The organism is Sphingomonas sp. SORGH_AS_0870 (genome assembly GCF_031453175.1).
Lineage (GTDB): Bacteria > Pseudomonadota > Alphaproteobacteria > Sphingomonadales > Sphingomonadaceae > Sphingomonas.
In genome coordinates this window covers 701,526-727,388 of sequence record NZ_JAVIYW010000002.1, presented here as the reverse complement: position 1 = coordinate 727,388, position 25,863 = coordinate 701,526, and the positions used below count along the sequence as shown (strand labels likewise).

Genomic DNA, 25,863 nt, shown 5'->3' with positions numbered 1-25,863 from the left:
CTACCTTGCCACCATGAGCGATACCACCCCGACGACGCAGCCCGGCGCCACGCCCGCCACGACGCTGGCCGACCGGCGCCTGATCCGCGTGGCGGGGGAGGATGTGCGCGGTTTCCTGCAAGGCTTGGTGACGCAGGACGTGATCGGCCTGACGCCCGACCGGCCGCGCTGGGCGGGGCTGCTGACCCCGCAGGGCAAGGCGCTGTTCGACTTTCTGCTATGGGCGGACGGCGATGCGGTGCTGATCGATGCGGAGGCCGCGCAGGCAGAGGCGCTGGCGCGGCGGCTGTCGATCTATCGCCTGCGCCGGGCGATCACGATCGAGCCCGTGGAGGAACTGGCGGTGCATTGGAGCCGCGACGCCGATGGCCATGCCGAGGACCCACGCCTGCCCGAATTGGGCAAGCGCTGGCTGGCCCCCGCCGGCGACGCGGCGACCGATTGGGTCGCGCACCGCCTGTCGCTGGGCGTTACCGAGGGCGTGGGCGAACTGGGGTCGGGCGAGACGCTCTGGCTGGAATGCAATGCGCGCGAGCTGAACGGGGTCAGCTTCACCAAGGGCTGCTATGTCGGGCAGGAGAATACCGCCCGCATGCATCACCGCTCGAAGGTCAACCGGCGGTTGGTCGTGGCACCGCTGGGCGATGCGGGCGACCGGACACGGGCGACCTATCCGGAGCTGGGGCTGATGGTCGAGCATCGCCGGGTCGAGACGCTGGGCGATGCGCTGTGCCCCGCCTGGCTGGCGGCGGCGATCGGCGCGGACGAACCGGCCTGATCCCCTTCGCGGATCAGGGGCGCGCGTCGGGCTTTACCGCCAGCGCCTGGGTGATGCGGCCGGTGGGAATGGCGAGCATCTGCGCCACCTGCAGGGCGATGACGATGGCGGCGACCAGTCCAAAGGCACAGAGCGCGCCGAATTGCAGGTTGCCGGCCAGCCAGCGGCTTCGGTCCAGGCCATGCGCGGTGTCGATGCGGCTGACCGCGCGGCTGCGGCTGGTGCGGCGATCGGCTTCGGCGGCGGACTGGACCGGGCGCCCTTCCAGGCGCGGTTCGTTGATGAGGGTATCGGCGCTGATCACGTCCTGGGTTCGGATGCCGGTATAGCAATCGCGCCGCCAGATGACGCGGCCGATCACCACCTGGCGGCCCCGGCGAATGTCGACATAGTCACCGGGCACCAGCGGATCGTCGGAGGCGATCATCATGCCGCGCGACGAGATATTGTGGATGCAGGCGTCGCCCCATCCCCGCACCGACTTCATCCGGCACGGAATCATGACCTGCCGACGCGCTTCCCGGCTTCGATGATGTTGTCCTCCGCGCGGCATGGCGGCCTTGCCCCTTCGTATCCCCAGTCACCTGTTCATATTGGGCAGGGGCGAAGAAAGTATGAATCGCCGAAATCGATTACGGCCCGTGTACAGGCCGCGCGCGCGCGCATGAAAAAAGGAGGCCGGCTTTCGCCGACCTCCCTTTTTGCAATCAGCCTTGGCTGAGCGTGGCTTACTGGCCAGCGCCCGGACCGTAGGTGATTTCCACGCGACGGTTCTGGACCTCGCGGACGCCGTCCGCAGTCTGAACGCGCAGGTGGTCGCGGTCTTCGCCGAACGCTTCGGTCGAGATCGAGCCATCCGGGATCGAACGCGACGTCATGTACGCCTTCACCGCGTCGGCACGACGCTGCGACAGACCCATGTTGTAGCGCGGCGTACCCGAGGTGTCGGTGAAGCCGGCAACCATCACGCGGGCATTGCCGCAGCTCTGGTACTGGGTGATCGCGTTGTCGAGGATCGACGCTGCTTCCGGGGTGACGTCCGACTTGTTCCACTCGAAGAACACGATGAACGGACCCGGCGAGCACACCACGGGCTCCGGAGCCGGAGGCGGGGGCGGCGCGGGGGGGGAGGCGGCGGGGGCGGCGGGGGCGGCGGGGGCGGCGGCGGAGCTGCCGGTTCGCCGAAGTTGTACGCCACGCCACCCAGGATCGAGTGCGAACGGAAGCGGCCGTCGAACGTGTTGTTCGCAACGTCGACCAGCTTGACGTTCTCGGCGTTGAAGAAGCGATACTTCAGCGTCGCGTCGATGTGGTCGGTCAGCGGCGCGCGGATGCCCGCCAGAGCCTGCCACGCGAACACGGTGTCCGAGTCGTTCAGGAAGTCGGCGCGGTTGTTCAGGGCGTAGTTCGCCTTGACGCGCGCGACGCCGACGCCGCCGCCGACGAAGCCCTGGATGCCGTCATCGGCACCGAAGTCCAGCAAGCCGTTCAGCATGAAGCTGAGCGCCGAGGTGGAGCCACCGGCATAGTCATAGTTACCGGCCGGAACGGTGCCCGTGCCGATGCCGGTGTTGGTCAGCGTGGTCGAGCTGAAGCTGTCGACCGTCGCGCGGCGATAGCCGACTTCGGTTTCCAGACGGAAACCACCGAAGTCGTAACCCATCACGCCGTCAATGTCATAACCATAGTCATGGTCGACGGTGGCGGTGCCGGTACGCGTGCCGGTGATATCATAGTTGATATCTTCGACGATCATCCCGCCGCCTTCGATGCCGACATACCACGACTTGTCGCGGGCGAGGGCAGGCGAAGCGAGGGCGGTGGAGGCAAGTGCCAGAACAATGGCAAGCTTCCGCATCATAGTCCCCTTTCTTGGTTGTCACTACGGACAGCGCAAACTCACTATCGGAGGGTTGGTTTCCACGCAAGCAAACAAAAGCCCCCGACTGTGGCATTAAAAGCACAGATTTTGGGTCATGCCGAGGCGATCAAGCCATGGTTCCGTAGCGCGCGGATCACCGCGTCGACCGCCGATCTTGCCTGTGAATCAATGACTTGCCCACCTTCTGTAAGCGCGATGCCACTTTGTTGCGGGCCAACAACCTTTTTTCCCTCCACCAGCAACTCGCGCGCCGTCACCCGGCCCGTCCGCCAGCCATCCTCACCCCATTCCGATCGGCAGCGATCGGCCCGACTCCACACCGACAGGCCGGGCCGGGGAATCAGGAACCGCCAGCCCCCGGCGGTCCAGCCCGCCAGATGCCGGGCATGGCCGGTCCAGGCGCCGGTCGGCTGGTCGCCGACGACCCAGGCCTGACCTGGTGTCGCATCGGTGGGCGGCGCGTTCAGCCCGACCGCCTCGACACAGGGCTGCACGACCAGATCGAGCAGGCTCAGCGCCTCGTTATGCGTCACCTCTTTCTGCGCCTGCCCCGCCGACAGCAGCGGCAGCGTCCAGCGCGGCGTTTCCTCACCCATCTCGTCCCTCCCCCAATATCGCGACCAGCGGCAGCGATGCCGCCAGCGTCCCCAATTGCCGCACCGCCACCCGCGTCCCGACGGGCGCGCTGCCCGTCCAGACGGGTGCCGAAACCTCCTCCTCCCGCTCGCCGATCGTCACGCGGTAGCGCTCGCTCTCTTCGCCCAGCGGCGCGTCGACCCGGTCCGTCCAGCCCCAGCCGATGCGGCTCCGCCGGGTCCAGCCGATCGTGACCCGCCCGTCCTCGCCTCGCCGCCAGCGCAGATGGACCGGCGCGGGCGGGCGGACCGACTGGCCGGTCACCATCGCCGATGCCTGCACCCCCTCGACGCCGTCGCCCACGCCATGCGCCAGGAAGCGGACCCGAGCGCCCAGCATCGTGACGGGAATGTCGATCGTCCGGACGCTGGCCGCCGCGATCAGGACGAAGGCGTCGCCGGGTCCGGCCTGGCCGACCATCGCCTCGGTCCCGCGCAGGCCGCGTCGCAGCTGGCTGAGCCGCCATTGCCCGTCGCCCAGCGGCTCGGCGCGCGCGAACTGCAACAGCTCGCCACCGACCCAGGCGAGATTGGCCCCCGCATCGATCGCCGCCGGATCGGCATCCGCCAGATCCTCCGCCACCGCGACGACCAAGGCCCCGCACCGGTCGATCAGGCCGATCGCCCCGCCGGGGGAGACCGCCGTCACCCGCCCGATCACGCCCGGCATCGCCGTCAGGCCCAGCGCGGTCCAACTCGCGCCGTCGTCCAGGCTATAGGCGAGCGAGGCCTGCCGCCATCCGGGACCGCCTGCCGCCACCACCGACAGGCGCGGCGTGCCGAGCGGCTGGTCGTCGAGCGGCGGCGCTTCGAAGGCGATCAGCCGGGTGGCGCCGATGGCCCGGTCCGGCGCGGGCGCGATCCGGCCGGATGCGGCGGGCAGCATCGGCCCGCCCCGGCCCAGCGGCACGCAGGTCAGCCGCACCGCCATATTCTCCCAGGCGGATTCGATCACCCGCCAGCGCCCCGCCTCTCCCGCGATCGCGACGATGCTGCCCGGCGCTATGAACAATGCTTCGGGGCCGAGCGTCACCGTCCGCCGCACCCGCTCGACCGACAGCCGCGCCAGCCGGTCCTGCGCCAATGTCCGCGCGGTCGCCGCATCCAGCGCGGCGGCCAGCTCCAGCCGCTCGTCGCGCACCCCGCCGGGGCGACGCGCGCGCTGCTGCCCGATCTGATAATCGCGGGCGGGGTCGTAATGCGCCACCGTCACGCTGGCGGCGATGCTCGCCTCGCTGGCGATGGCGCGCTGGCCGCGCCGCCCATGGCCGTCCGCCGCCAAGGCATCGTCGCGGATCGTGACGGCGGGCGTGGCGGATGCGGACGGCGCGACCAGCCGGATGCCGTCGCCCTCGGCGACCCATTGCCCGCCGCTCATATCGGCCAGCATGTCCAGCACCGCGCGCACGCTGCCCCCGCTTGCGGCGAATCCCGCGACGGTCGCGCCCGCATCGCCGCCGCGCACCTGCCCGCACAATGCCTGCGCGATGGCACGGCACGACAGCGGCGCCTCGTCCGCCTCGACCTCGAAGGTCAGCTGGGGGATGCGGTTGCCGAACTCGGCCAGCGCCAGCCCCTCGAACACCGCATAGGCGAGGCCCCGACAGGCCGAGGCGCGCGCCCCCTCGACCGAGGCGATCAGCGGGTCGACCGGCTGATCCTCGGTGCCGGGATGAAGGCGAAAGCCCGTCGCCACCTTGAAATCGCCCGCCGCCCCGCGCAGCAACCGGCCATCGGCCCAGATACGCCCCACCCGCCGGATCGGCCGCCCCGACAAGACGACCGCGAAATTGGCGGTATAGCTATAGCTTTCGGTCGCCGGACGCCCCTTGCCCCCGCCGGTCAACCCGCGCGCCTCGACCAGGTCGGTCGCCCAGATCACCGGCCCGGCAACCCGCATCGTGCCGAAGACGGCGGGCATCTGCGTGCCATAGGTCGAGGTCTGGACCGACAGCTCGGTCAGGCGCGGGCCCTGCTGGCGTCGCGGCCCCAGCACCGCGTGATCCACGCGGTTGCCGATCAGCGCACCGATCGCGCCGCCCACCGGCCCCAGCAGCGCCCGCCCCACCGTGCCCAACACCAAGGTCGCCATTATCCCTCCCCCTTCCAACAGCCCAGCACCGGCCAGGGCGGTGCACCCGGCCGCCAGGCGACCCGACGCAGGCCCGCATCGGCATGGACGATCCCGTCACCGACCCGGATCGCCAGATGGAGCTGCCCCGGCCCGGCGCGCAGCAACAGCACCGCGCCCGGCGAATCCGTCGTCCTCTGAAATTGCGCATCGAGCGCCGCCGCCGCCTTCGCCGCGTCGCCGCTGCGCCAGCCATAGCCGGTCGGCGCCGCCCGCCCGGTCGCCGCCGCGACCAGCCCGACACAGTCGAGCCCATGCGCCGGGTCGCGCCCGTGCAGCCGGAACCGCACGCCGATCAGCGCGGCCGCCGCCGCCGCCACCGCGCTCATGCGCCGGGATAGCGGGTGAGCAGGTCGATGCCGGGCAGGAACGGCTCGCCCCGGAAATTCAGGACATTGCCGAACCGCGCGACACAGGTCTCCAGCCGCTTGTCGCACCCCTCGACCAGCTCGACCAGCGGCGTGCCCTCGACCGCGAAGGCGGGCGTGGCGGCCAGCCACAGACGCCGCCCCTCCGACCGCAACACCACCGCCTCCAGCCCGCTGTTCGCGCCGCCGAACCAGATCAGCCGCCCCTGGCCATAGGCATTGGCGACCGGCTCGTCATGCGCGACGGTCAGCATCGCCTCGCCGTCCCAGTTGGTCACCCGCGCGATGCGCCGCCGCCCCGCCATCGGCACGCGGCACCGCCGGTCGCCCAGCGCGGCGCGGCAGTCCGGCGAGGTCTCCGCCGCCACCGGCCGGTCGAGCAGCGCGCCGACGCCGCGCAGTTCGGCGGTGAAGCCCCCCTCGCCCAGCTGCACCGCGCCGATCGTCCCCTGGCCCAGCGGCACCGGGTCGCCCGCGCCGCTCCAGTCGACCGCGATCGCCGCCACGCGCGCCCCGTCCCAGCGGCCCGCCAGCAGGTCGCGCTCGCCGATCGCCTCGCTGGTCAGCGCGCCCGAGGCGTCCATCAGATCGGGGTCGAGGCCATCGCCGCGCAGGATCGCGCTGGGCGTCAGGCCGGGCGCGGCGCGGTAGCGCAGACCGTCGATCCACAGGTCATGGTCATGGCCGGTCAGCCCGATCGTCACCCCGTCGGACCGCTCGATCCGCCAGCACAGCACCCAGCCGGTCAGCGTATCGCCGCTCATGCCTCGCGCACCTCGACCAGCGGCACCGACGCCGCCGCCCCGGCGCGAAACCCCGCCAGCGTGACGCTCAGCCGGTCCTCGGCGAAGCGGACGGGCACGTCGAAGGCGAAGCTGGCGGCGATCGCCGCGCCCGCCACCGGAGCGGTGTCGAACAACAGCCACCCGCCCGGCTCGACGACGAAGCCCGTCACGCCCCGGCCCGCCACCCTGACCGAGACGCTGCCCGCGACCGGCCGGGTGATCCGGCGCGGCTGGTCGCCATAATGGCGGAGCAGCGCGAAGCGGCGGGTGGTGCCGTCGCCGATGCCGATCGCCTCGTCGGTCGCGCTGCTGTCGAACGGATCGCGCAGCCGGAACCCGCGTGCCGGGCCCAGCCGCGCGCGGAAGAAGGAGAGCAGCGTCGCCATATCCTCGGCCGAGCGGAGGCCGGGGCCGACATCATAGGTGGTCCGCGCCTCCGCCCAAGCGGCATTGCGCGCCTCGCGCCCGCCCGCGCTCGTCAGGATCGCGGTGGAAAAGCCCGGCGTCACCTCCGCCTCGCGGCCCAGCGCCAGCGGGAACAGCACATCGTCGAAAGCCTGCACGCGATCCTCTCCCCCTTCCCAACAGACGAACCCGTCGCGCATCACCTGCGGCATCGCCCAGACGAAGGTCGCCGCGATCCCCCGCGCCCGCGCGACCCCGGCCGCCTCGGCGATCCGGCCCCATTGCGCCCGCTGATCGGCGCGCAGCACGAAGCCCGAGAAATAATGTTGTCGCTCCGGCGGATAGCCCAGCCGCGCCTCGGCCAGCGCGACGCCCTTGCGGGTCGAGGCGGTGTCGCCCGCCGTCACCCAGTCATAATCCTCCAGTTGCAGGATATCGAAGGCCGGACTCGCCCAGCCGACCGGCATGTTCGCGCGGACGGCCTCGGGCGCGGCCGGGTCGAGCACGGTCGGCAGATAGGTCAGCAAATGGGTGACGCAGCCCGGCGCCGCCGCCTTCGCCGCCGCGCAAAGCGCCGCCGTCGATGCCGCCAGGCACGCCCCCGCCCGGTCGAGCGTATCGCGCTGCGCCTGGCTCCGCGCCTCCGCCATGCTCGCCATCGGCACCGGCGCGAAGGCCGCCACCGCCGCCGCGTCGTACAGGCACGGCGCGCCGTCGGCGGGACGCACCCACCACCAGGGTTCGCCCACCTGGAATTTCGGGGCGAGCCCCGCCGCCTGTCCGATCCCCAGGAACGCGCGCGCCACCGCCTGGAGATATGCCATCGCCCCGCCATGCGCCGGGCTGAGCAGCGTGGAGGGCGGCGACCAGCCGGTCAGCGCTGGCGCGCCATCGGCCGAACGCTGCTTCCAGTCGCCCCAGCAATGCGCGTCGAACAGCTCATAGGACAGCGACCAGATCGGGTCATAGCCCAGCGCCCTGGCCTCGACCGCGAACCCGCGATGCCAGGCGGCGCAGGGCGCGTTGAGCACGCCGCCCGCCAGGCTGGCGTACAGCCCGTCGCCGCTGCGTTCGAGCCGGAAATAATGGCTCATGCCGACATAATGGACGAGGTCGCCGCGATAGCCGAGGTGCAGCATGTTGCGCAGCAAACGTTGCGGCGTCAGGTGATAGCTGTCGTCATAGCCGCTGGCGATGCGGAACCCCTGTTCGGGCAGCACCGCCGCGCCGACCCCGATCACCGCGCCCGGCCCGTCGCAGGCGATGCCGGTCAGCTCGACCCACCCCTCCTGCGGCCGCGCCAGAAAGGCCGCCCCCGCATCGTAATCGGGCGCGACCAGCGAAACGAACATGCGGTCGACATCGCCCGCCCAGACGGGATCGCGCTCCTCGGGAAATCTGAACCCGCCCGCCAGGTTCGCGAAGTCGATCACGACCTCCGCATCCTCCGCCGTGCCGGTCGCATAATTCCACAGCCGGACATACCAGGCGCGCGCCTTGCCGCTTGCGTCGCGCCCCTCGATGGTCAGCGTCGGCCCATGCCGCGCGTCGAGCGGCTTGATCCCGCCCGAACGCCAGCGAAACCGCAACCGGCAATCGCGATAGTCGCGCACCGTATCATAGCGAAGCAGCGGATGGTCGTGCCGGTCGGCCGACTCCCAGATCAGCCCCGCCAGATCGTCGGTGCGATAGAAGACCGTGTCGACGCGCAGGCTGTCCGCCCCGCTCGCGACCACCGCCGCCATCATCGGGCGCGGGAAGTCGACGGTCCAGTAACGGGGATCGAAGCGCGACAGATGATCGCCCCGCTGATCCCGCCGCTGCTCATGCAGACACCATTGCACCGGTTTTCCCCTCCCCTTGTCCCTTGGGCCGTCGTGGGCGCCTCAATCCTCCGCCAGCGCCGCGCGAACCGCACGCGCCACCTGGCGGCCGGAGCGTTGCAGCACCCCCGACGCCTCGCCCGCCCCGGCGTTGATCGTGATCGCCACCCGCACGTCGCGCGGCGACGCAGCGCGGCCCAACGGCTCCACCCGGCCGCTGCTGGTCGGCACGAAGACCTCCGGCCCCCGCTCGCCGACCAGATAGGGGCGGTCGGGCGATACCGGCCCGCCGGTCGCCCGCCCCGGCAGGCCCGAGGCCAGTCCGCCCAGCAGGCCCAGCAGGCCGCCGTCACCGACCGCCCCTACCCCCTGTCGCAACGCCGCGCGGGCGATCTGGTCGAGCGCGGACAGCGCGGTCGCCTTCAGCTCCTCGAAACCGAACCGGCCGGTCCGCGCCGCCCGGAGCAGCGCCCCCTCGACGCTACGCGCGCCCAGCTCGGCGGCATCGCCCAGCCCATGCGACAGGTCGGCGCGCATCGCGGCCATGTCTGCGGTGAAGCCACGCATGTCGATGCGCGGCGCGAAATCCTGCTCATCCATCCGGATACATCTCCCGCAACCGGGCGAGCGTGGCGCGCGACGGCGGATCGCCCCCGCCCTGCCCCGCCCCCGTCAAGGCGCTGACCACCGCGTAAAGCTCGGCCGGGGTGGCGCGCCAGAAGCGGTCGGGCGACCAGCCCAGCACCGCGCCCGCCATCCCCGCCAGCCGCGCCGCATCGTCGGCAAAGCTCATCGCCCGCCCAGGATCTGGCGCAGCAATTGCCGCAGCACCGGCGCCAGCGCCGCCAGTCCCAGCTCGACCAGCGCCTCGCCCAGCTGCTCGCGGCTGAGCCCCTCGGGCACCTCGCGCAGGCAGTGCCAGATCAGCGCCGCCGCCTCGCCCAGCGACAATTTCCCCTCGCCCGCGCGCTCGACCAGTTCGAACAGCGGGCCCAGCTCGCCCTCCGCCGCGACCAGCGCCTGGAAGCTCGGCCGCACGACCAGCTCGGCGCCGCCGACCCGCAAGGCGGCCTCGCCGCGCACCGGATTGGCCCCGGCGCTCATGCCGCCACCACCGGGCCGGAGCTTTCGAGTGCCAGCGTGTAGGTCCGCTCGCCGCCGAAATCGCCGCTATAGTCGAGACGCGTGACCAGGAACCGGCCGGTCATCGACCCGCCGCTCTCGAAGCTCAGCCGATAGGTCTCGATCGTGCCCGCCAGCGCATGGCCGCGCATCCGCGCTTCCGCCGCCGATCCGGTGAACACGCCCGCGCCCGCGACGCTGACATGCCGCACCCCCGCGCCGGACAGCAGCTCGCGCCAGCCGCCCGAATCCTTGTTCGTCACCACCACCGTCTCGCCGTTGATCGACAGTTGCGTCGTGCGCAGCCCCGCCATCGTCGCGAAGGCGGGCGGCTCGGCCCCGTCGCCGATCTTGAGCAGAAAGGCGCTTCCCTTTTCGATCGCCATGATGTCCCCCCTTATTGTCCCGCGCGCCACAAACGGGCGCGCCACTCGACGCTCGCGGTCCAGCGCGCGCCCGTCTTCGCCATGCGGGTCGCGATGACCGCCAGCCCGGCGACCCGCCATCCGTCCGACAGCGCGGCAGGCAGCGCGATCCCCTCGACCGCCTGCATCGCCGTGCGCAGCCGCCGGGGCTGTTCGCCCTCGTCGCTCAGCGTCACGGTCACCCGCAGCTCGCGTCCCTCGATCCCCGCCGCGCCCCAGTCGCTGTCGCTCGGCTCGCCCAGCACCGCCTGCGGGACGCCGCCGCGCACCGGGACCGCGTCGAACACCGTCACCGCCAGCGGCTGCAAAACGGTGCGCAGGCCGGTCAACAGGCCGGTGCGCAGCGCCTCGCGCGCGGTCACGACCGCCTCGGCGTGTCGAGCCGCATCCGCCGCCAGGGCCGCCACAGCGCCGCGACGGCCGCGGGCGGCACGGCGGCGGCCTCGCGATTGTCGAACAGATGCGCGCCCATGATCGCCACGCCATGCGCGATCTCGGGCGGCAAGCCCGTCCAGTCCGCTGCCAGCCCAGCGCGATAACGCACCGTGATCGCCGTGCCGGTACGGACCCAGCCACGACCATCACGGTCTATCGCCCCCTCGCCCTCCGACAGGATCGCGCCGACCGGCGTCGCCGATAGCGCCTGCCACGCGACCGACGCCGTCACCGGCTCCTCGACGACTCGCGCGATCAGCACCTGCCCGCAAAAGGACTCGGCCAGCCCCAGCGCGACGCCCGCGACTCGCTCGACCAGCGCCGCCTCATTGCCCTCGTCCAGCCGCAACAGCGCGCGCACCGCGCCCGCCGCCGCCGTCACGGTCGCGGCGGGCAGGGGCTCCATCGTCCCGCTCATCATGAATTCTCCTTCACCGATACAAGTTGCGACAGGCGCGACATATGATCGTCACACTTGGGGAGCAGAGACCTGCTCAGCCGCTGCCCGCCTCCCCCTTGGGCACCGGCCATGCCGACCCCGCGCCCCCCGGCCGGGTCCGGCATCCTCCCTGAACTACGGGGCAGCCGCCTGCCGGCTGCCCCGATTTTTCCGAGGGGTCAGTTCGTCGCGAACTTCATCAGCTTGATCGCCTCCGAGTCGCTGACACAGCCGCCGACCCGCCGCGTGGCGTAGAAGGTGACGAACGGCTTGTTGCTGTACGGGTCGCGCAGGATCGCCGTCTCGGCGCGCTCGGCGATCAGATAGCCGAGCCGGAAATTGCCGAACGCGATCGCGCAGGAATTCTCGGCAATGTCGGGCATGTCCTCCGCCTCGACCACCGGATAGCCGAGCAGCGTCGCGGGCTGTCCTGCCACCAGCCCCGGCGCCCACAGGAACTGGCCGTCGCCCGACTTGATCTTGCGGATGCGCGCCGAGGTCGCGGCGTTCATCACGAAGCACGCCCCCTGGCGATAGGGCGCACGAAGCGACTGGATCAGGTCGACCAGCCGTTCGTCGGGGGCGGGCCCGAACGCGCCGGGCGCCCCGCTCGCCAGATATTGCAGCGTGCCGAAGGGGCGGGTGCCGTCCCGGGCCGAGGATATCGGGCTGGTCAGCAAGCCGCGCGGCCGGTTGACGCCCGATCCGGTGATGAAGGCCTGGCCCTCGGCCCGTGCGAACTCGGTGGCGATCTCCTCCGCCAGCCAGCCCTCGACGTCGAACGCTGCATCGTCCAGCATCGCCTGGCTGGCCGAGGGATTGGCATAGAGCTCGCCCATCGGCGGCGCCAGCTCGACAAAGGCGGGCGTCGCGGTCTCGGGCCGCGCCGCCGTCTCGCTCGCCCAGCCCGAAGGCGTGCCGCCGGTGGTGATCAGCTTGCGATAGCCCGCCGATCCCACCGCCACGACATTGGCGATGCCCCGGATCGGCGAGACGGTCTTCAGGACCGAGGCGATCGCCGCATCGATCTCACGCGGGACGGCAAAGCCGCCGCTGTCCCCGGTCGTGCCGGTAAAGGCCTTCATCTCGACGGTGGTGCCGCTGCGCACATAGCCGCCGAACGCGCCGTCGCTCTTGTCGCGCGCGCCGTCCAGCACGGGTCGTTCGATCACGTCCATATCAATTCCCCTTGGTTGAAAGGTGATTCACGCGGGCGAGCGGTTGCATCGGCACCGTCACCAGGCTGATCTCGATGAGTTCCGCCGACAGGATCGCGCGGGCCGCGCCCTGGTGGACGACGCGCGGCCGATAACCGACCGACAGCCCCGCCACCGCGCCCGACCGGACCAGCGCGGCGAGCGCGGGGTCCTCGACCTCGCCCGCGACCGCCAGCCCGGTGGCGTCCTCGACGAGCGACTCGATCCGCCCCATCGCCGCCCCGCGATGCTGCCAGAGGAGCGGCACCCGCCCCGCGCCCGCAAACGCGCCGCGCCGCATGACGTCGCCCACCCGGTCCATCCGGTCCCAGATCGCGGCATAGCCGGTGAAGGAAAGGCTCATTTCAGCCAGTCCTCCATCCCCAGCCGCATCGCGATTCCCGCCAGCAGCAGCGCGCCGAGCAACCGGCTGATCCAGCCGACCATGCTCTTCCACACCGACGACTTGGCCTCGCGCCACGCGGTCAGCAGCTCGCGCAGTTCCGCGACATCCCCCGCCGCCTCGGCGTCCGAAAGGCCCAGCCGGGTCAGCGCGCGCGTCGCGCCCAGCTCGCCCGCTTCCTCGGCGACCGCGCGCAGCGTCACGAGGTCCGCACCGCTGTCCGCCGCCTGCGCCAGCAGCCGCGCCAGAACGTCGCCGCTCATGACAGGCCTACCATGGCGCGCTTCTCCGCCGGATCGAGGAAGTCCGCGCTCGCCGCCATTTGCCACAGCATCTGCCGCTCCTCGGCCAGCGCGGTGACGCGATTCATGTCGACCGACAGGCTCGCCCCCTCGAACCAGCCCGCCAGCCCCTGCGACAGCCCGCTCAGGATCGCCCCCGCCAGCGGCAGGATCGCCTGGCGCCACAGCGCGCGGTTCGCCTCGCGGTAATTGGCATAGGTGTTGTCGCCGGGCAGGCCGAGCAGCATCGGCGGCACGCCAAAGGCCAACGCGATCTCGCGCGCCGCCGACGCCTTGGCCGCGATGAAGTCCAGCTCCGCCGGGGTCAGGCTCATCGCCTGCCACTTCAGCCCGCCTTCGAGCAGCAGCGGACGCCCCGCATTGCCGCTGCCCGCAAAGCCCTCCATCTCGGCGCGCAGCCGCTCGAACTGGTCGGGGGTCAGGGTCGAGCCGTCGCCCGGATCATAGACCAGCGCCCCCGACGGCCGCGCCGCATTGTCGAGCAGCGCGCGGTTCCACGTCGCCGCCGCATTGTGGATCGCGATCGCCCCCGCCGCCGCGCCCAGACAGCCCAGCCCATAATGATCGTCGAGCGGGTGGCAGCTTTTCAGGTGCACCACATGGCCACGCACCGGATCGACCGGCAGCGTCGTCACCCGTCCGCCCGCCCGGTAGAGATAGGCCGCAGGCCAGCCGCTCGCGTCCAGTTCCATCGTCACCCGTTCGGGGCGCAGCGCGAACAGCTCGACGACCGCACCATCGCCGTCGCGCAGCAGCTGCACATAGGCATTGCCGTGCAGCAGCATATGGGTGGCGACCGTCTCCAGCAGCGCCTGCCCCTCGCTGCGTGCCGCGACCAGCGCGACCAGTTCGGGGTGCGAGGCGACCAGCGGCGCTTCCGCCAGTCCGCCCGCGACCATCCGCACCGCGCGCTGCGCCACCGGGTTGCGCAGATAGCCCTCGCGCACCTGGCTTTCATAGGACGGCGCCGCCCCCGTCAGCGGCACCCCCGACCGGGCCAAGCCCAGCCCGAGCAAGGGACGCGCAGCCCCCCGCCCGGCCTTGCGACCGAACATCCTCATCGTCGAATCTCCTCGAAAACCATTCCTCCCCTGCAAGGGGAGGGGGACCATCCGCAGGATGGTGGAGGGGTGTCACCGCCCGCGAAGACAGTCCCACATCTCCAACCAGGACACCCCTCCGTCAGGCCTTCGGCCTGCCACCTCCCCTTGCAGGGGAGGAAAAGCTGACCTCATAAATTCCGTATCCCCGGCGGCCCCCGGCCCGACAGCATCAGCTCGGTCAGCGCCCAGACCAGCGCGTCTGCGCGATCCGGCGAGCGGCCCGGCCCGTCATAGGCCCCCGCCACGCCCAGCCCGCACAGCTCGTCCTCCAGCGCGGGGAAGCCGCGCGCATGCCACACGCGGCCTTGCGCATAGAGGAAGGACACCGGCTCCGCCCGCGCGGCTTTCCCGATCGAGGCATAGACCAGATGCACCGGCAGGGTCGGGTCGGCGAGCCGCAGCACGCTCTCCACCATGTCGCCGCCCTGGTTGCGCTCGGCCACCACCCGGTCCGCGCGGTTGCGCCTGGCGCAGCCCGCGACCCGCGCCGCCCAGCCCTCGGGCGACAGCCCCGCCTCGCTGGCGTCCTCCAGCACATAGCCATGGCCGTCGCGGCCCAGCCCGACCGCGACGATCCCGCAGGCATCGCCGCTGCTGGTCGCGGGCGGATCGACGCCGACCACCACCCGGTCGAGCGCGGGCACCGTCTTCGCCCGCTGCCGGTCGAGCAGTGCACGGGTCCACAGGGCCCCCTCGCGGTCGTCGACCATCTCGCCGTCCAGCTCCTGCCGCCCCAGCCGCGTGTCGCCATATTGCGCCAGCATCGCGTCCTGGAAGCTGTCGGGCAGATGCGCATTGTCGCTGGTCCGCCCGATCGTCTCGACGCAATCGGGCAGCGCCATGACCTTGCGCATCAGCGGCGTCGCGCGCGGCGTGGTCGTGACCAGCACGCGGGGGCGCTCCCCCAGCCGGAGCGTCATCATCAGATTGTCCCACCCGGCCTCCCCCTTCCATTTGCCCAGTTCGTCGCACCAGGCCGCATGATGCTGCGGCCCGCGCAAAGCCTCGGGCGCCGCCGCCGAATAGGCGAAGCCGATCGCGCCCGATGCGAAATGCACCTGCCCGAGACTGCCGATCCAGCGCGGCGTCTCGCCCTTGCGCGCCACCGCCAGCAGGCCGCTTTCGCCGCGCACCATCACCCGCTCGACATCGCGAAGGGTCGCCCCCATCAGCGCGATCCGCGCGCCCGGATTGTCGCGGGCGAGCGCACTCACCCACTCCGCCCCCGCGCGCGTCTTGCCGAAGCCGCGCCCCGCGCGGATCAGCCAGACCCGCCAGTCGCCCGGCGGCGCGATCTGTCCGTCATGCGCCCATAATTCCCATCGCTCGACCAGTTCGCGCTTCTGCGCCGGGGTCAGCGCCGCCAGCGCCTGCCCCCGCGCCTCCGGTTCCAGCATCGCCAGCGTGGCGAGCCGCGTCGCCGCATCCTCTCCCGCCATCACGCCATCCCCTTCAACCGCCGCCGCGCCAGGCCGTCGAGCGCGCGTTCCAGCGCCGCATCGGTCTCCGCCGCATCGGCGCGCGCCGCCGCGTTCGCCCCGTCACCGGCCTGCGCCAGCGCATCCCGCCGGGCGAGCAGCTTCAGATAGAGTTGCACCTCGGTGGCCGAGAGCGGCGGGGTGATGGAGAGGCCGGTGGTCCCCGCACCGGCCTCTCCGCCCTCCTCCCCACCGTGGGCCAACAGGGTCAGCATCCGGCGCAGCAGGCCTTCCTCGACCAGCGCGTGCGCCGCACCGATCGCTTCGGCCCAGCCCTCCGCGAAGGTCGGATCGCGTCGCCGCAACCCGCGCACGGCGCCCAGCGTCTCTCTCACCGCCCGCGCCGCCACGCCCGCATCCGCGCTGACCGCCAGCGCCGCCAGGAATTGCCGTCGCCGCGCCTGCGTCCACCGCGCGCCCTCCCCCGTTCCGGCCATCCCCGCTCCCCCCGAAGCACCGGACGCCCCCGACCGCTCCCCCGGTCAGGCCGCCCCCGATGTTCCTGTTATGTACCGGATGCGATCGGCTTTGTATCCAACAAAGGAACCGCTGCGGTTCGCGACGCAAAAGCGGCTTGCCAGATGCCCGACACCCCGGCATTAGGCGGGGCTTCCCGAGAGGGGGCGATTAGCTCAGTTGGTAGAGCGTCTCGTTTACACCGATGCTCCCAAAGCCCCTGAAACCCGCAGAAAACCTAGGCTTTTGCGCCCTTGGCGTTCGGGACTTCGGGAATAGTCCGGGACTCGCTTGCATCTAGGGCCTGACGCACGTCGTCGTCGGTGGCGTGGGCGTAGCGCAGGGTGGTCTTGATAGACTTGTGGGCCAGGGCGCGCTGGGCGGCCTTCAGGTTGCCGGTGGCGCGCAGGATTCGGGTGCCGCGCGTGTGGCGCAGGTCGTGGAAGCGGAAATTCTCGACGCCTGCTGCCGCCAGTGCGGCCGCCCAGGGCTTGCGGATGACCGTCGCGGTCATCGGGTATCGATCGCCCTTCTTCCGCCCAGGTTGCTTCCGGCCGAGCTTGTCGACGAATTCGGGCTTCGTCCGTACCGCCTTATAGGTGAAGACGAACGGCCCGACCTTCGGCTGATTGGCGATGATGACCAGCATATCCTGGGTGAGCGGGCGGCGGACGATGTCGCCGCCCTTGATCTTCGTGCCCGCCGTGCGGGCACCGAGGTCCACGTCCGACCAGCGCAGGCCCATGACCTCGCTCTTGCGCCAGCCGGTCTTGAGGGCGAATTCGCAGAACGCGTACAGATCGTCGCGGATTTCCTCGAAAAGGGAGGTTTCCTCGGTCGCGCTCAATTCGCGCGGGGCCTTGGCCGTCACCTTCAAGAGCAGGGCGCCCCAATCGGGCATCTCGCCCACGTCGTAGCGGGCCTTATCCGCCCAGCGCCAGATGGCGCGCCATACCTCGATCTCTCGATTGACAGAGGAATTTTCCAGATCGGGGCGGCGCTTCGCGACCAGGGCGAGCAGATCGCGTTGGGTGATCTCCGACAGAAGATTGGCCGCGCCGATCGCGGCGATCAGTATCTTGATCGTCCGCTCGGCGTCGATCCACGAAGGCAGCTCTTCGACCTTGTCCTGATAGAGGCCGCACGCCTCGTCCAAGGTGATCGGGGGACGCACCTGTCCGCCATGGTGCGCCTTTGCCCGCTCCCTCTCCTCGTACCTTAGCGCCGCTCGTTTGCTTTTCGCGCCTGTCGAGCCGTGAAATCGACGACCTTTGACGATGAAGTCGAAGTGGAAATACGGTGAGTTTTTCGGCTTGTAGACGGACATTCAGGGGCCTTCCGGGCGCGGCTTGCCACATAGTCGTCGCAATCCTCCGGGCGATAGCGGATTTTGCGGTCGGTGATGGCGACGTAACGAATGTGGCCGTCCTGCCGGAGTCGGCGCAAGGTCTTCGTGCAGACGGACAATCTATGCGCCGCCTGGTCAGGGGTTAGCAGCTCGGTCACGCCGCCTCCTTCACCCGTTCGGCGTGGAATAGCTCGGCGATCCGATCGCGAACCAGGGCGGGCGTGTCGTAGGGCGAGGTCTTGCCGTGCACGGCTAAGATCGCCGAGCGGGTCGACAGGATGACGCTCGCCTCGGCGAGGGTCGGGATGCGCTGGGGCCAGCCCTTCACATAGCGCAGATTGGCGGGCAAGCGGTCCTCCAGATTGCGGCGCTCAGCCGCGCGGACCTTGCCGCGCTCCAGATCGGCCCATAGCGCAGGGTGGATCAGGTCGGGGGCGATGTCGCCGAGCCAGCGCTGCTGTTGGAAAGAGAAGGTCGATTGCGCCTCGATATCGACCAGGTGGTGCAGCAAGCCCAGATTGCCGGGCGCCCGCGCCGAGACGGTCAGGTCATTTTCTGATCCCATCACACAGAAGGCGCAGCCGAAGCGGGTGCTGCCCAGGCGGTACGGCTCGGCGACGGGCAGGGCTTCGCGCTCCAGATAGGTGAAGACCTCGTCCTCGCGGATATCGACGCCGGGGTGCCAGGTCGTGATGCATCCGCCGGCCGCGCGGACCCAGGGCTTGCCTTCCCGCTTGGAAATCGGCGCCAGGCGGCGCTTCGGACTTTCCTGTCGGCGGATGCCGACGATCGACAGGATCTCGGTGCCCTTCCACTGGCGCAGCAGCTCGGGCAGAATGACCTGGGTCTTCAGCTCGGCCGTGCAGAAGCGATTGCTGGCGCTGCTCCAAGGCCCCGTCAGGTGATAGGTGCGCAGGTCGATATAGCGATCAAGGCCCAGCTCGAAACGCCGCTCCCAGCGGTCGACCAGGTCTCCGGCTTTACGACGCACCACGACAAGCGGAACACCGATCGCGGCCGCTGCCGCCTCGACGGTCGCGGGTGTCGTCTGCCATTCGATCCGGCCGAGGTCGGAATGGATGGCGATGCGGCGGTCGCGCGGGTGGCCGAGCTGGTCGAGCAGCCGATCGGCGGCATGGCTGATCGATACGCTGTCCTTCCCGCCGGATAGCGAATAGGCGACCGGCACCCCGGCCGCGATGGCGGCGCGCACGCGATCGTCGATCGCCAGGGTGCTAAACCCGCTCGTGAACAGATTCATCTGAAGGCGCTCGGTTTTCATGCCGCTTTCCTCCGGCGGGGCGATTTCGTGCGGATGGCGAGGGCGTGGCGGCCTGCCCAGGCGCGGTAGAGGGCGAAGCCGCGGCTGGCGGCGAGGAAGTCGAGATGGGCGAGGCGATCGGCCTGCCAGTCGGTGAGCGGCTGGCGTTGCGACAGGGCTTGCAGGCGGGCGCGTTCCGCCTCCTCCTGGTGGTAGCTGGGGCGGGTCACCGGCGACGCTCCTGGGCGGCACCGGCAAGGCCGATCAGGACGAAAGGGATGAGGGCGATTGCCAGTATGATCGCAGCAGCGGTCAGCAGGCGGCTTTTGCGAGGGGTCGGCTGGGTCATGCGGCTTCCTTCCATGGCAAAGGGCGGGTGCCGCGCGTGGCGTAGGAGCCGTCGCGCAGGCCGATATTGATGTCGGCGAGCAGGCGGGCGGGCATGTTTGCCGTTTCCCACCACAAGAGGGTGTCGACCGCGTCGGCGAAGCCCACGATCTCGAATTCACCGGGATTGGCGTTGGCGCGGGTGCGGGCGTGGCGGGCGGACAGGGTCAGGTGATGCTGGCGCTCGAACGGCCAGGCGCCGCCCTGGTCGGGGGTGTGGACGCCGAAAGGCTCCGGCCGGAGCCAGGCGATGGCGTTCCAGCACCGCGCGATGGTGCGCATAACGCGCAGGCCGTCGAGCGCGGCCGAGCGGGTGATGCGCCCCTCGGCGACCAGGCGGGGATAGTGGGCGGCGCGCTGGGCGTGCAGGTTGCGGGCGACGGCCGCAAGGAGCGTGTGATCGTCGTACCAGCGGGGGCGATAGGGGCGATCCATCAGATCATCCCCAAATTTATCATGTAGGTTTCGAGGATCGCCGAGGCTTCCTGGTATTCCTCCTTCTTCTTCAGGCGAATTTTGCGGATCGTCTCGATCGTCGTCGGATCGAAGCCGACCGCCTTGGCCTCGGCCAACACGTCCTTAATGTCGTCGGCGATGCCCTGCTTTTCCTCGTGCAGGCGCTCCAGCCGCTCTAAAAGCTGCTTAATCTGTTCGGCTGCTGCCTCGCCGTTGGTCATGATCGGATCGGGGACGGGCTTGGACTTCTTCTTGCCCTTTTTCGCGGGCGGCGGGGCGAGGCACGGGACATGCCGCGTCACCCCGCCAGGGCCGCGCACGGTGCGCATGGTGATCGCATTCATGGATCAGCGCCCGGCAAGAGCACGAAAGGCGTGCTGATAATTGGTATAGCCGCCCAGTTTGGCGATGAATTCCAGCGCCTCATTATGCTTGCAGCCGGTTTCGCGCTTCAGTTCTGTGGCGCGCCGCTTCAGACCTTCCAGCGTCGTGAACATGTACTTGCTATTGGCGTCCATAGGTCAGGGCTCCTCAATATGCGGGGGTGGGCAAGTGGTCGGGATTTTTGAAAATCCAGCAGTTCACCGTTTTGCCGGTGGTGCTGTTCGTGGGCTTCGATGCCGCCACGAATTTCCGCTTCTTGCTGGTCTTCAGCAGGCGCTTCAGCTCGATGATCGTGCAGGGCAGCGACAGGCGCAGGTCGGCGCAGCGCTGTTCGAAATGGACCAGGTTGATCGCGTGCACCTCGACGGTGCGGCTGTGATCGATCGGCTTGTCGGTGTTTTCCGCCTCGATCGAGCGCATATGGTCGAAGCGCTCCCAGAACAGCTCGACATGCGGATGATCGTCCTCGACCGCGCGCTGCCGCTCCTGCAGCATGGTGTCGATGAAGGCGTGCGCCTCGTCCGCGTGGGTGTCGGTCAGGTTGGTGACGACCAAGCGCATGGCATCGAGCATGGAGGCGAGCTGGGCGTGGTTCTTGATGAGGCGACCGTTGTGGACGCCCGCCAGCTTGCCGAGCCTATCCTCGTGACCACGAAAGACCTCGTGATAGGTCTTCATGATCTCGGCCTCGCGGCGGATGACGTGGATCAGGAAGCCCGAGACATTTTCGACATCGGCGCGGGCGAGCTGCTCGCCCGCCGTCTTACCGGCCGGGCCGAAGCGGCTCTTGTCGAAGTGCATCGCCATGATGCGTTCGCGGAGCGCCGGTGACGCCTCGACGGCGTCGTTCTGGGCGATGACGATCGCGCCGCGAAAGGGCGGCTCGAATGTCTCCATGCCGCCATTGGCGATGGCACGGGTGCGGACCGGACGACCGTTATAGGCGGTCTTCAGCTCGTCCCATTCGAATTTCTTGCCGTGCGACTCCTGGGTGCGGTCGCCTTCGATCAGCACGACGGGCAGATTGCCGACCTGCCCCAGGGTACGGGCGATACCCGCGTTGGTCGCCTTGGTCGGATCGAAGCCCTCGTATCCAGAACGACCGGCCAGCTTCCACAGGAATTCCAGCAGGGTGCTTTTGCCGGTGCCGGGAAGGCCGGTCATTTCCAGAAAGGCCAAGCTCTCCTGGTCGCGGCGCAGATGGTCCGCGAAAAAGCTCATGACCCAGAATGCCAAGGCGACGATGCCCTTGGGGCCATAGGCCGTGAACAGCGGCGGCAACCACGCCAGGTTGAGCTTGTCGGGATCGTAGGTGATGCGCAGGATACGGTCGGTGGTGCGAAGCTTGACGTTCTGCTTGCCGAGGACGAAAAAATCCTCCTCGTTCGGCTCGTAGACGCGGCCTTGGTAGACGGCGCGGTCGCCGAGGACCCAGGCGCCATGTTCCTTGGAATATCCGGTGTGCTGGATCGCCTCGACCAGCTTCAAGCTGGTCCACTGAACCTGCATCAATTTATCGAGCTGGTAGGCGCTGCCGGTCCATTGCGCGCCCGCCGCGACCGAAGCGAGGCGCTTCTTGAATTCGCCGTTCGTCGTCGTCGCCGAGCCGCTGAAGGTCGCCTTTACGCTCGCCCGTCCCTTGGGAAAATCGACGCGGAGGTAATAGGCCCCCTCTTCGATATTGGGATCACGCTGGAAATACAGGGTGCGGAAGACGCAATTGGCGACCTCCTCGATATCGCAGGCTTCCTCGGCCGCCTGGTTCCATTGCTCGTCGAAGGGCAGCGTCTTGAAATCGGCATGTTCGGGCGCTTCGCTCTCCAGCCAGTTCTGAACGATCTGGTTGATGCGATCGATGGAGAAGCTCGCCCAGAGCTGCTTGCCGCCGAAGATGATCGGGAAGGAGGCGTAGCGTTCCTTGCGGTAGATCAGCAGCGCCTTCTCGGTGGCGCTGCCCGCGATCGTCACCTCGCCGTTCCACAGGTAGTCGGCAAGATGCTCGGCGGTCAGCTCGTCCGACTGGGCGAGATCATTCCAGTCGTGCTTTTCGCCCTCGCCATCGGGTCGGACCTGGGCGGCACCGCAGGCAAATGCAGATTTGCGGGCCTTCGCGACGAATTCACGGGTGAAGCGGACGCCCGCCTTGCCCACGTCATAGGCGAATATGATCTTGGGGGTGGGCTTGCCCTTCTCGGCCGCTGCCAGGCGAAGGGCATCGAGCGATTTGAGCGGGTAATTGTTGCACGACAGGGTGCTGACCGCGACGGCACCGCGATCCTTGAACGCGGGCGCCTGGTTGAGCGCGACCGCGTCGAAGATGCCTTCCACGACCCAGACCTCGGCCGCGTCGGCGAGAACATCGGGCGTGTGCGCGGGCATGGCCCACCACAGACCGCCATATTCGCATCCATAGGAGAAGCGGGCCTTCTTCTTGCCGAAGCGGCCGGGCTGATCGATCAGCCGTTCCCAATAGCTGTTGGGCTTGCCGGGCAGTGCAAAGCGGACGGTCGCGGTGCTGATGCCCAGCTTGCTATCGTGGTAGCTCTCCTGGGTGTAGCATTCGCGCAGGCCCATGAGATTGAAGCCGCGCGCGTGCTGGAGATAGGCATCCGCCGCAGCGTGCGGGTCCTGGGGCGTCTGCACATGACGCTTTGACCAGTCGTCGAATATGTCGGGATAGAGCGGCTTGACCTGAATGCTTTCGCCGCAATTGTTTTCGCGTCCGCATTTCAGGACAAAGGGTTTGTCCTGCCAAGTGAACAGCTCCTTTTCGCCGCAGGCCGGGCATTTGCCCTGCTGAAGGAACCGCTTCTTGTCGACGAAGCCGTAATCCTTTTTCAGGCGGGCGATCAGTGTGCGGAGGACTTCAGGCTGCACGGGGGTCAGGACTTTCAGGCAAAGGGGGACCGTGCCCGGCGACGGGGTCGCGCCGGGTGGTCATCAATCAGGGCAAGGATCAGGCGCGGCGCGGGGCCGCAGGCGGATTAGCTGGGGGTGGGCGCGATCTCGGCCGCAGCGGGGCGATCGTCATTGGCCGGGATCGGCGTGTCGTCATTGGCCGTGCGCGCGGTGCGGCCGAAGGGGAGCCGGATCAGCGGATTGGGACAGGCGCTGGGCACGATGGTGCGCACCACGACCAGGTCGGCCGCGAAGACGTGGCCGCATTCGTCATTCTCGCACCGAAAGCGGAGCTGGCGCAGCAACTCGCTGACCGATTCACTGGTGCGGATCGCCGCAACCGATTGGCAGTGCGGGCAGGTGATCGAGGGCAAGGATGCCCTCCGGCGCTTCGTCTTCATTGGTGGTTACCCCCGTTATTTCCCACGCCGCTGACATCGGACGGGAGAAAGCTGGACAGGAGGCGCATCAGCGCGTTCATCGCGCGGTCTGCCTCCTCGGTCTCGGCGAACGCGCGGTGGGCGCTCAGCGGCGAGGCATTGGTCGATACGACGGCCATGGCGGCGGACAGAGCGTCGCCACATTCCTTGGTCGCGATGGCGATCTTGTCCAGCAGTTCACGGGTGCAGGCGGTTTCGCGCTGCACCTGAAGCCCAAGCTGGAATTCGAAGGCGTCGAAGAACGGCGCCCCCTGCCCTCCTGCCGCGATGTACGCGGCGTCGAGCGCCTGCGCCTGGTCGATCGGGGGCACGGTATTGCAATTGGGCTGCGACCAGTAGCGGACGGAGCGCTCGGCCCGGCCGGTGATCTGCTTGACCTGGTCCCAGCCGATCACGCCCGCAATGCGGGTGATGGCGTCGGGATAGGTACGGGGTGCGCGAAGATGGGTCATGCTATGCTCCAACAAATCATGGTAGCGTAGCCCGAGCGCACGCGCTTGACCTGACCAGCTTTTTCCATCGCCATGAGGCGACGCCGCACGAAAGCCGTATCGAGGCGGGGATAGGGCTGGGCGTGCGACTCGGGACCGCGCGGCGTGCTCGCCAGAATATTGCGCACGACGTAGGTCATGACGCCATTCGCGTACCGGCGCACGATGGCGAGGATTTCGGCATCGGTGGGCTTTGCAATGGTCATGCCCCGAGCACCCGCTCGGCCGCTTGAAGCTGCTCGAATTTTGCGGTCGGGATCAGGACGTACCCAGGGTGGTGCGCCTCGCTGGTCATGAAGTCGTCAGAAATCCCGCGAACGGCTTGAGCCAAGACGGAATATTCGTCGATCACGACGGTGCTGGCTGATCGACCAACCGGGATAGGCTTATCGATTGGAACAGGGCGGGGAAGCACCTCGTCCATGAAGTCGGACAGCTCTTGCAACTTTCCCGCCGCCCTCACGTGCAGGAGAAAGAGCTTGTCCTTTTCCAAATCACTGATCGCATCAGTGGGTCGCTCGACCTTCAATCGCTTCGCCGCATCTAGCTTTTGCGATAGAAAAAGCTTGGTGACGAAGCGCGAAATCAGATCATAGTCCAGGCGCGCGCCCATTATGCAGCCCTCCGGGCGTTCGTGGTTTCGGGGAGCAAATCGTTGCTCGGGCGGTGCGGGGCGGGCTGGTGCGCGGCGACGAACCATTGGCCGCGATAGGCGGCGGTGATCTTGGTCCAGTTGCGGCCCAACGCGCAGGCGATGGTGGTGACCGCCAAGGCCCCGGCGCCAGTGAAGACGCACCCGTGGAGGATGTCGGCGATGGTCATTGCTCAGCCATCACCGCTTGCAGTTCGGTCTTCACCGAAAAACCGATCTTGGTGAGGATAAAGCCGGTCTGGCCATCGCGGGTCAGGGCGCGTTCGACCAGCGCCGGGCGGCGCTTGGTGGCCTTGGTCATGCGGATCGCGGTCGCCTCGACACAGCCCAGGACGGTGGGATCGCCGTCCAGATCGAGGACCAGAAACGCCTGTCCTGTCGACAGGCGCAGGGCGATGTGACGCGCATTCGTGGTGTCGTAGCTCATGCTCGATCGTCCTTGGCTTTGGAAAGGGCGGAGGCGACGCAGAGCTGTTCCATCGTGCCGCGCACGATGGCGATCGCCGCGTCTTGGCTCATGCCGCGCTGGACACAGGTATTGAAAATGCCGATGCGGATGGCGCTCTCGATTGCCTCAATGCGGGCGCGCCCCTCCAACTCGAATGGCGGATATTCGGGATCGGCCCCCGCAATGACCACCTGTGCAATGTGCCGGACCTGCCGTGGCGAGACGAATTTCAATTCGTCATCGGACCAATTGGCGATCCGGTCGACCAGCTTGGTGAAGCGGTTTGATTCCATCATGTTGAGCAAGTCGACGACGATTTCGGACGGGCAGTCAGCGGGATGCCAGCCTATCAGCGGCGGGCACCCGGCGTTATCGGCAATCGCCGTCATGAGGGCGCGGCCGATGTTCGCCATGTCGCGGACCTCGCTCAGCGCGCTGGCGTAGCCTTTGGTCCGCCAATCATCTGCCGCATTCTCAAGCGTCTCCAGAATATCGTCGTGGTCGGGCGACGCGGCGCATTTTGCCTGAACAGGCGTCTGTGTGTTCATGACTTCACACACTGCGAAATGGCGCGCCGATCGCCGGGGACAATCGGCGCGACGCCCTCTACCGCCTCTTGGCATGGGAGTACGTTTGAGGGGGCTTCGGGATACATGTCAGGGCGAATGCGCGATGCTGGAATTCCAGTGGCGGTTGCGACCCTGAGAACAAAGAGCGGACTGACCGGGCGGTCATGCTTGAGCCAGTACGAAAGCGTCTGCTGCTTTACGCCTGTCTCGCGCTCGAAAGCCGACTGGTTGCCCTCGAATTTTTCGAGCGCCTCGTCTCGTGCGGCAAGCGCGATCTTGAGCTGTTCGTCCGTCATAACAAACGGCTTACAAAGAACCACAAACAACTACAAGCCATTTGTAGCGGATCACATCACAAATGTT

General features: G+C 68.8%; 36 protein-coding genes and 1 pseudogene. 1 reads left to right on the top strand and 36 read right to left on the bottom strand.

Going from position 1 to position 25,863, the window contains the following annotated elements:
• Nucleotides 1–13 precede the first annotated feature (13 nt).
• Complete coding sequence (locus QE363_RS04000) at nucleotides 14–778, top strand: folate-binding protein (RefSeq protein WP_309692134.1); 765 nt, start codon at nucleotides 14–16, stop codon at nucleotides 776–778.
• Nucleotides 779–791: 13 nt separating this feature from the next.
• On the opposite strand, the gene QE363_RS03995 is transcribed toward QE363_RS04000, so the two are convergent.
• The 36 genes and pseudogenes from QE363_RS03995 to QE363_RS03825 all read right to left on the bottom strand — a co-directional run bounded on the left by QE363_RS03995 (nucleotide 792) and on the right by QE363_RS03825 (nucleotide 25,796).
• Nucleotides 792–1,331 carry a PilZ domain-containing protein gene (locus tag QE363_RS03995; RefSeq protein WP_387432558.1) on the bottom strand — a complete coding sequence of 180 codons (540 nt, stop codon included), beginning with the start codon at nucleotides 1,329–1,331 and terminating at the stop codon, nucleotides 792–794.
• 175 nt (nucleotides 1,332–1,506) lie between these two features.
• Nucleotides 1,507–2,636: pseudogene (locus tag QE363_RS03990) on the bottom strand (OmpA family protein).
• 116 nt (nucleotides 2,637–2,752) lie between these two features.
• A complete protein-coding gene (locus QE363_RS03985) occupies nucleotides 2,753–3,256 on the bottom strand; it encodes a DUF2793 domain-containing protein (protein WP_309692129.1) in 504 nt (167 codons plus the stop codon).
• Nucleotides 3,249–5,387 (bottom strand): phage tail protein, encoded by a 2,139-nt coding sequence (locus QE363_RS03980; RefSeq protein ID WP_309692126.1) that lies wholly within the window; start codon nucleotides 5,385–5,387, stop codon nucleotides 3,249–3,251. Before QE363_RS03980 ends, QE363_RS03985 begins: the two co-directional genes overlap by 8 nt.
• Nucleotides 5,387–5,755: a peptidoglycan endopeptidase gene (locus QE363_RS03975; RefSeq protein WP_309692123.1), complete on the bottom strand. Its 369-nt coding sequence runs from the start codon at nucleotides 5,753–5,755 to the stop codon at nucleotides 5,387–5,389. The genes QE363_RS03980 and QE363_RS03975 overlap by 1 nt, the downstream gene beginning before the upstream one ends.
• Nucleotides 5,752–6,558 (bottom strand): DUF2163 domain-containing protein, encoded by an 807-nt coding sequence (locus QE363_RS03970; RefSeq protein WP_309692120.1) that lies wholly within the window; start codon nucleotides 6,556–6,558, stop codon nucleotides 5,752–5,754. Before QE363_RS03970 ends, QE363_RS03975 begins: the two co-directional genes overlap by 4 nt.
• Nucleotides 6,555–8,828: a DUF2460 domain-containing protein gene (locus QE363_RS03965; protein ID WP_309692115.1), complete on the bottom strand. Its 2,274-nt coding sequence runs from the start codon at nucleotides 8,826–8,828 to the stop codon at nucleotides 6,555–6,557. The genes QE363_RS03970 and QE363_RS03965 overlap by 4 nt, the downstream gene beginning before the upstream one ends.
• 42 nt (nucleotides 8,829–8,870) lie before the next feature.
• Nucleotides 8,871–9,407, bottom strand: a complete 537-nt coding sequence (locus QE363_RS03960) for a tail tape measure protein (protein ID WP_309692113.1) — start codon at nucleotides 9,405–9,407, stop codon at nucleotides 8,871–8,873.
• Nucleotides 9,400–9,600: a phage tail assembly chaperone gene (locus tag QE363_RS03955; RefSeq protein WP_309692110.1), complete on the bottom strand. Its 201-nt coding sequence runs from the start codon at nucleotides 9,598–9,600 to the stop codon at nucleotides 9,400–9,402. Before QE363_RS03955 ends, QE363_RS03960 begins: the two co-directional genes overlap by 8 nt.
• Entirely contained in the window at nucleotides 9,597–9,911 is a 315-nt protein-coding gene (locus QE363_RS03950; RefSeq protein ID WP_307102435.1) for a gene transfer agent family protein, read from the bottom strand. The genes QE363_RS03955 and QE363_RS03950 overlap by 4 nt, the downstream gene beginning before the upstream one ends.
• A complete protein-coding gene (locus tag QE363_RS03945; RefSeq protein ID WP_307102433.1) occupies nucleotides 9,908–10,315 on the bottom strand; it encodes a phage major tail protein, TP901-1 family in 408 nt (135 codons plus the stop codon). The genes QE363_RS03950 and QE363_RS03945 overlap by 4 nt, the downstream gene beginning before the upstream one ends.
• An 11-nt stretch (nucleotides 10,316–10,326) precedes the next feature.
• Entirely contained in the window at nucleotides 10,327–10,716 is a 390-nt protein-coding gene (locus QE363_RS03940) for a DUF3168 domain-containing protein (protein WP_309692104.1), read from the bottom strand.
• Nucleotides 10,713–11,210 carry a hypothetical protein gene (locus QE363_RS03935; RefSeq protein ID WP_309692102.1) on the bottom strand — a complete coding sequence of 166 codons (498 nt, stop codon included), beginning with the start codon at nucleotides 11,208–11,210 and terminating at the stop codon, nucleotides 10,713–10,715. The genes QE363_RS03940 and QE363_RS03935 overlap by 4 nt, the downstream gene beginning before the upstream one ends.
• Nucleotides 11,211–11,407: 197 nt before the next feature.
• Entirely contained in the window at nucleotides 11,408–12,406 is a 999-nt protein-coding gene (locus tag QE363_RS03930; RefSeq protein WP_309692100.1) for a phage major capsid protein, read from the bottom strand.
• A gap of 1 nt (nucleotide 12,407) precedes the next feature.
• A complete protein-coding gene (locus QE363_RS03925) occupies nucleotides 12,408–12,788 on the bottom strand; it encodes an HK97 family phage prohead protease (protein WP_309692098.1) in 381 nt (126 codons plus the stop codon).
• The gene (locus QE363_RS03920) at nucleotides 12,785–13,090 is read right to left on the bottom strand and encodes a DUF6127 family protein (protein ID WP_307102422.1); all 306 of its coding nucleotides are present in this window, start codon (nucleotides 13,088–13,090) and stop codon (nucleotides 12,785–12,787) included. Before QE363_RS03920 ends, QE363_RS03925 begins: the two co-directional genes overlap by 4 nt.
• Nucleotides 13,087–14,190, bottom strand: a complete 1,104-nt coding sequence (locus QE363_RS03915; protein ID WP_309692094.1) for a phage portal protein — start codon at nucleotides 14,188–14,190, stop codon at nucleotides 13,087–13,089. Before QE363_RS03915 ends, QE363_RS03920 begins: the two co-directional genes overlap by 4 nt.
• A gap of 170 nt (nucleotides 14,191–14,360) precedes the next feature.
• Nucleotides 14,361–15,671: a terminase large subunit domain-containing protein gene (locus tag QE363_RS03910; RefSeq protein WP_309698084.1), complete on the bottom strand. Its 1,311-nt coding sequence runs from the start codon at nucleotides 15,669–15,671 to the stop codon at nucleotides 14,361–14,363.
• Nucleotides 15,671–16,147 carry a hypothetical protein gene (locus tag QE363_RS03905; protein ID WP_309692091.1) on the bottom strand — a complete coding sequence of 159 codons (477 nt, stop codon included), beginning with the start codon at nucleotides 16,145–16,147 and terminating at the stop codon, nucleotides 15,671–15,673. The genes QE363_RS03910 and QE363_RS03905 overlap by 1 nt, the downstream gene beginning before the upstream one ends.
• Nucleotides 16,148–16,404: 257 nt before the next feature.
• The gene (locus tag QE363_RS03900) at nucleotides 16,405–17,493 is read right to left on the bottom strand and encodes a site-specific integrase (protein WP_309692088.1); all 1,089 of its coding nucleotides are present in this window, start codon (nucleotides 17,491–17,493) and stop codon (nucleotides 16,405–16,407) included.
• A complete protein-coding gene (locus QE363_RS19680) occupies nucleotides 17,385–17,672 on the bottom strand; it encodes a helix-turn-helix domain-containing protein (RefSeq protein ID WP_405053162.1) in 288 nt (95 codons plus the stop codon). The genes QE363_RS03900 and QE363_RS19680 overlap by 109 nt, the downstream gene beginning before the upstream one ends.
• Entirely contained in the window at nucleotides 17,669–18,796 is a 1,128-nt protein-coding gene (locus tag QE363_RS03895) for a phosphoadenosine phosphosulfate reductase family protein (RefSeq protein ID WP_309692085.1), read from the bottom strand. Before QE363_RS03895 ends, QE363_RS19680 begins: the two co-directional genes overlap by 4 nt.
• A complete protein-coding gene (locus QE363_RS03890) occupies nucleotides 18,793–19,005 on the bottom strand; it encodes a hypothetical protein (protein ID WP_309692083.1) in 213 nt (70 codons plus the stop codon). The genes QE363_RS03895 and QE363_RS03890 overlap by 4 nt, the downstream gene beginning before the upstream one ends.
• The gene (locus QE363_RS03885; protein ID WP_309692080.1) at nucleotides 19,002–19,124 is read right to left on the bottom strand and encodes a hypothetical protein; all 123 of its coding nucleotides are present in this window, start codon (nucleotides 19,122–19,124) and stop codon (nucleotides 19,002–19,004) included. The genes QE363_RS03890 and QE363_RS03885 overlap by 4 nt, the downstream gene beginning before the upstream one ends.
• Nucleotides 19,121–19,597 (bottom strand): hypothetical protein, encoded by a 477-nt coding sequence (locus QE363_RS03880; RefSeq protein ID WP_309692078.1) that lies wholly within the window; start codon nucleotides 19,595–19,597, stop codon nucleotides 19,121–19,123. The genes QE363_RS03885 and QE363_RS03880 overlap by 4 nt, the downstream gene beginning before the upstream one ends.
• Complete coding sequence (locus QE363_RS03875; RefSeq protein WP_309692075.1) at nucleotides 19,597–19,962, bottom strand: DUF2312 domain-containing protein; 366 nt, start codon at nucleotides 19,960–19,962, stop codon at nucleotides 19,597–19,599. Before QE363_RS03875 ends, QE363_RS03880 begins: the two co-directional genes overlap by 1 nt.
• Before the next feature lie 3 nt (nucleotides 19,963–19,965).
• Nucleotides 19,966–20,136, bottom strand: coding sequence for a hypothetical protein (locus tag QE363_RS03870; RefSeq protein WP_309692073.1), 171 nt, complete (start codon nucleotides 20,134–20,136; stop codon nucleotides 19,966–19,968).
• 13 nt (nucleotides 20,137–20,149) lie between these two features.
• Nucleotides 20,150–22,879, bottom strand: a complete 2,730-nt coding sequence (locus QE363_RS03865) for a toprim domain-containing protein (RefSeq protein ID WP_309692071.1) — start codon at nucleotides 22,877–22,879, stop codon at nucleotides 20,150–20,152.
• Between the two features lie 107 nt (nucleotides 22,880–22,986).
• A complete protein-coding gene (locus QE363_RS03860; RefSeq protein ID WP_309692069.1) occupies nucleotides 22,987–23,301 on the bottom strand; it encodes an ogr/Delta-like zinc finger family protein in 315 nt (104 codons plus the stop codon).
• Entirely contained in the window at nucleotides 23,298–23,792 is a 495-nt protein-coding gene (locus tag QE363_RS03855) for a hypothetical protein (protein WP_309692067.1), read from the bottom strand. Before QE363_RS03855 ends, QE363_RS03860 begins: the two co-directional genes overlap by 4 nt.
• Nucleotides 23,789–24,037, bottom strand: a complete 249-nt coding sequence (locus tag QE363_RS03850) for a hypothetical protein (RefSeq protein WP_309692066.1) — start codon at nucleotides 24,035–24,037, stop codon at nucleotides 23,789–23,791. Before QE363_RS03850 ends, QE363_RS03855 begins: the two co-directional genes overlap by 4 nt.
• The gene (locus tag QE363_RS03845; RefSeq protein ID WP_309692064.1) at nucleotides 24,034–24,444 is read right to left on the bottom strand and encodes a hypothetical protein; all 411 of its coding nucleotides are present in this window, start codon (nucleotides 24,442–24,444) and stop codon (nucleotides 24,034–24,036) included. Before QE363_RS03845 ends, QE363_RS03850 begins: the two co-directional genes overlap by 4 nt.
• Nucleotides 24,444–24,653 carry a hypothetical protein gene (locus tag QE363_RS03840; protein WP_309692062.1) on the bottom strand — a complete coding sequence of 70 codons (210 nt, stop codon included), beginning with the start codon at nucleotides 24,651–24,653 and terminating at the stop codon, nucleotides 24,444–24,446. The genes QE363_RS03845 and QE363_RS03840 overlap by 1 nt, the downstream gene beginning before the upstream one ends.
• Nucleotides 24,650–24,910, bottom strand: a complete 261-nt coding sequence (locus QE363_RS03835; protein ID WP_309692060.1) for a hypothetical protein — start codon at nucleotides 24,908–24,910, stop codon at nucleotides 24,650–24,652. Before QE363_RS03835 ends, QE363_RS03840 begins: the two co-directional genes overlap by 4 nt.
• Nucleotides 24,907–25,479 (bottom strand): hypothetical protein, encoded by a 573-nt coding sequence (locus QE363_RS03830; protein ID WP_309692058.1) that lies wholly within the window; start codon nucleotides 25,477–25,479, stop codon nucleotides 24,907–24,909. Before QE363_RS03830 ends, QE363_RS03835 begins: the two co-directional genes overlap by 4 nt.
• Complete coding sequence (locus QE363_RS03825; RefSeq protein ID WP_309692056.1) at nucleotides 25,476–25,796, bottom strand: hypothetical protein; 321 nt, start codon at nucleotides 25,794–25,796, stop codon at nucleotides 25,476–25,478. Before QE363_RS03825 ends, QE363_RS03830 begins: the two co-directional genes overlap by 4 nt.
• Nucleotides 25,797–25,863: the final 67 nt, after the last annotated feature.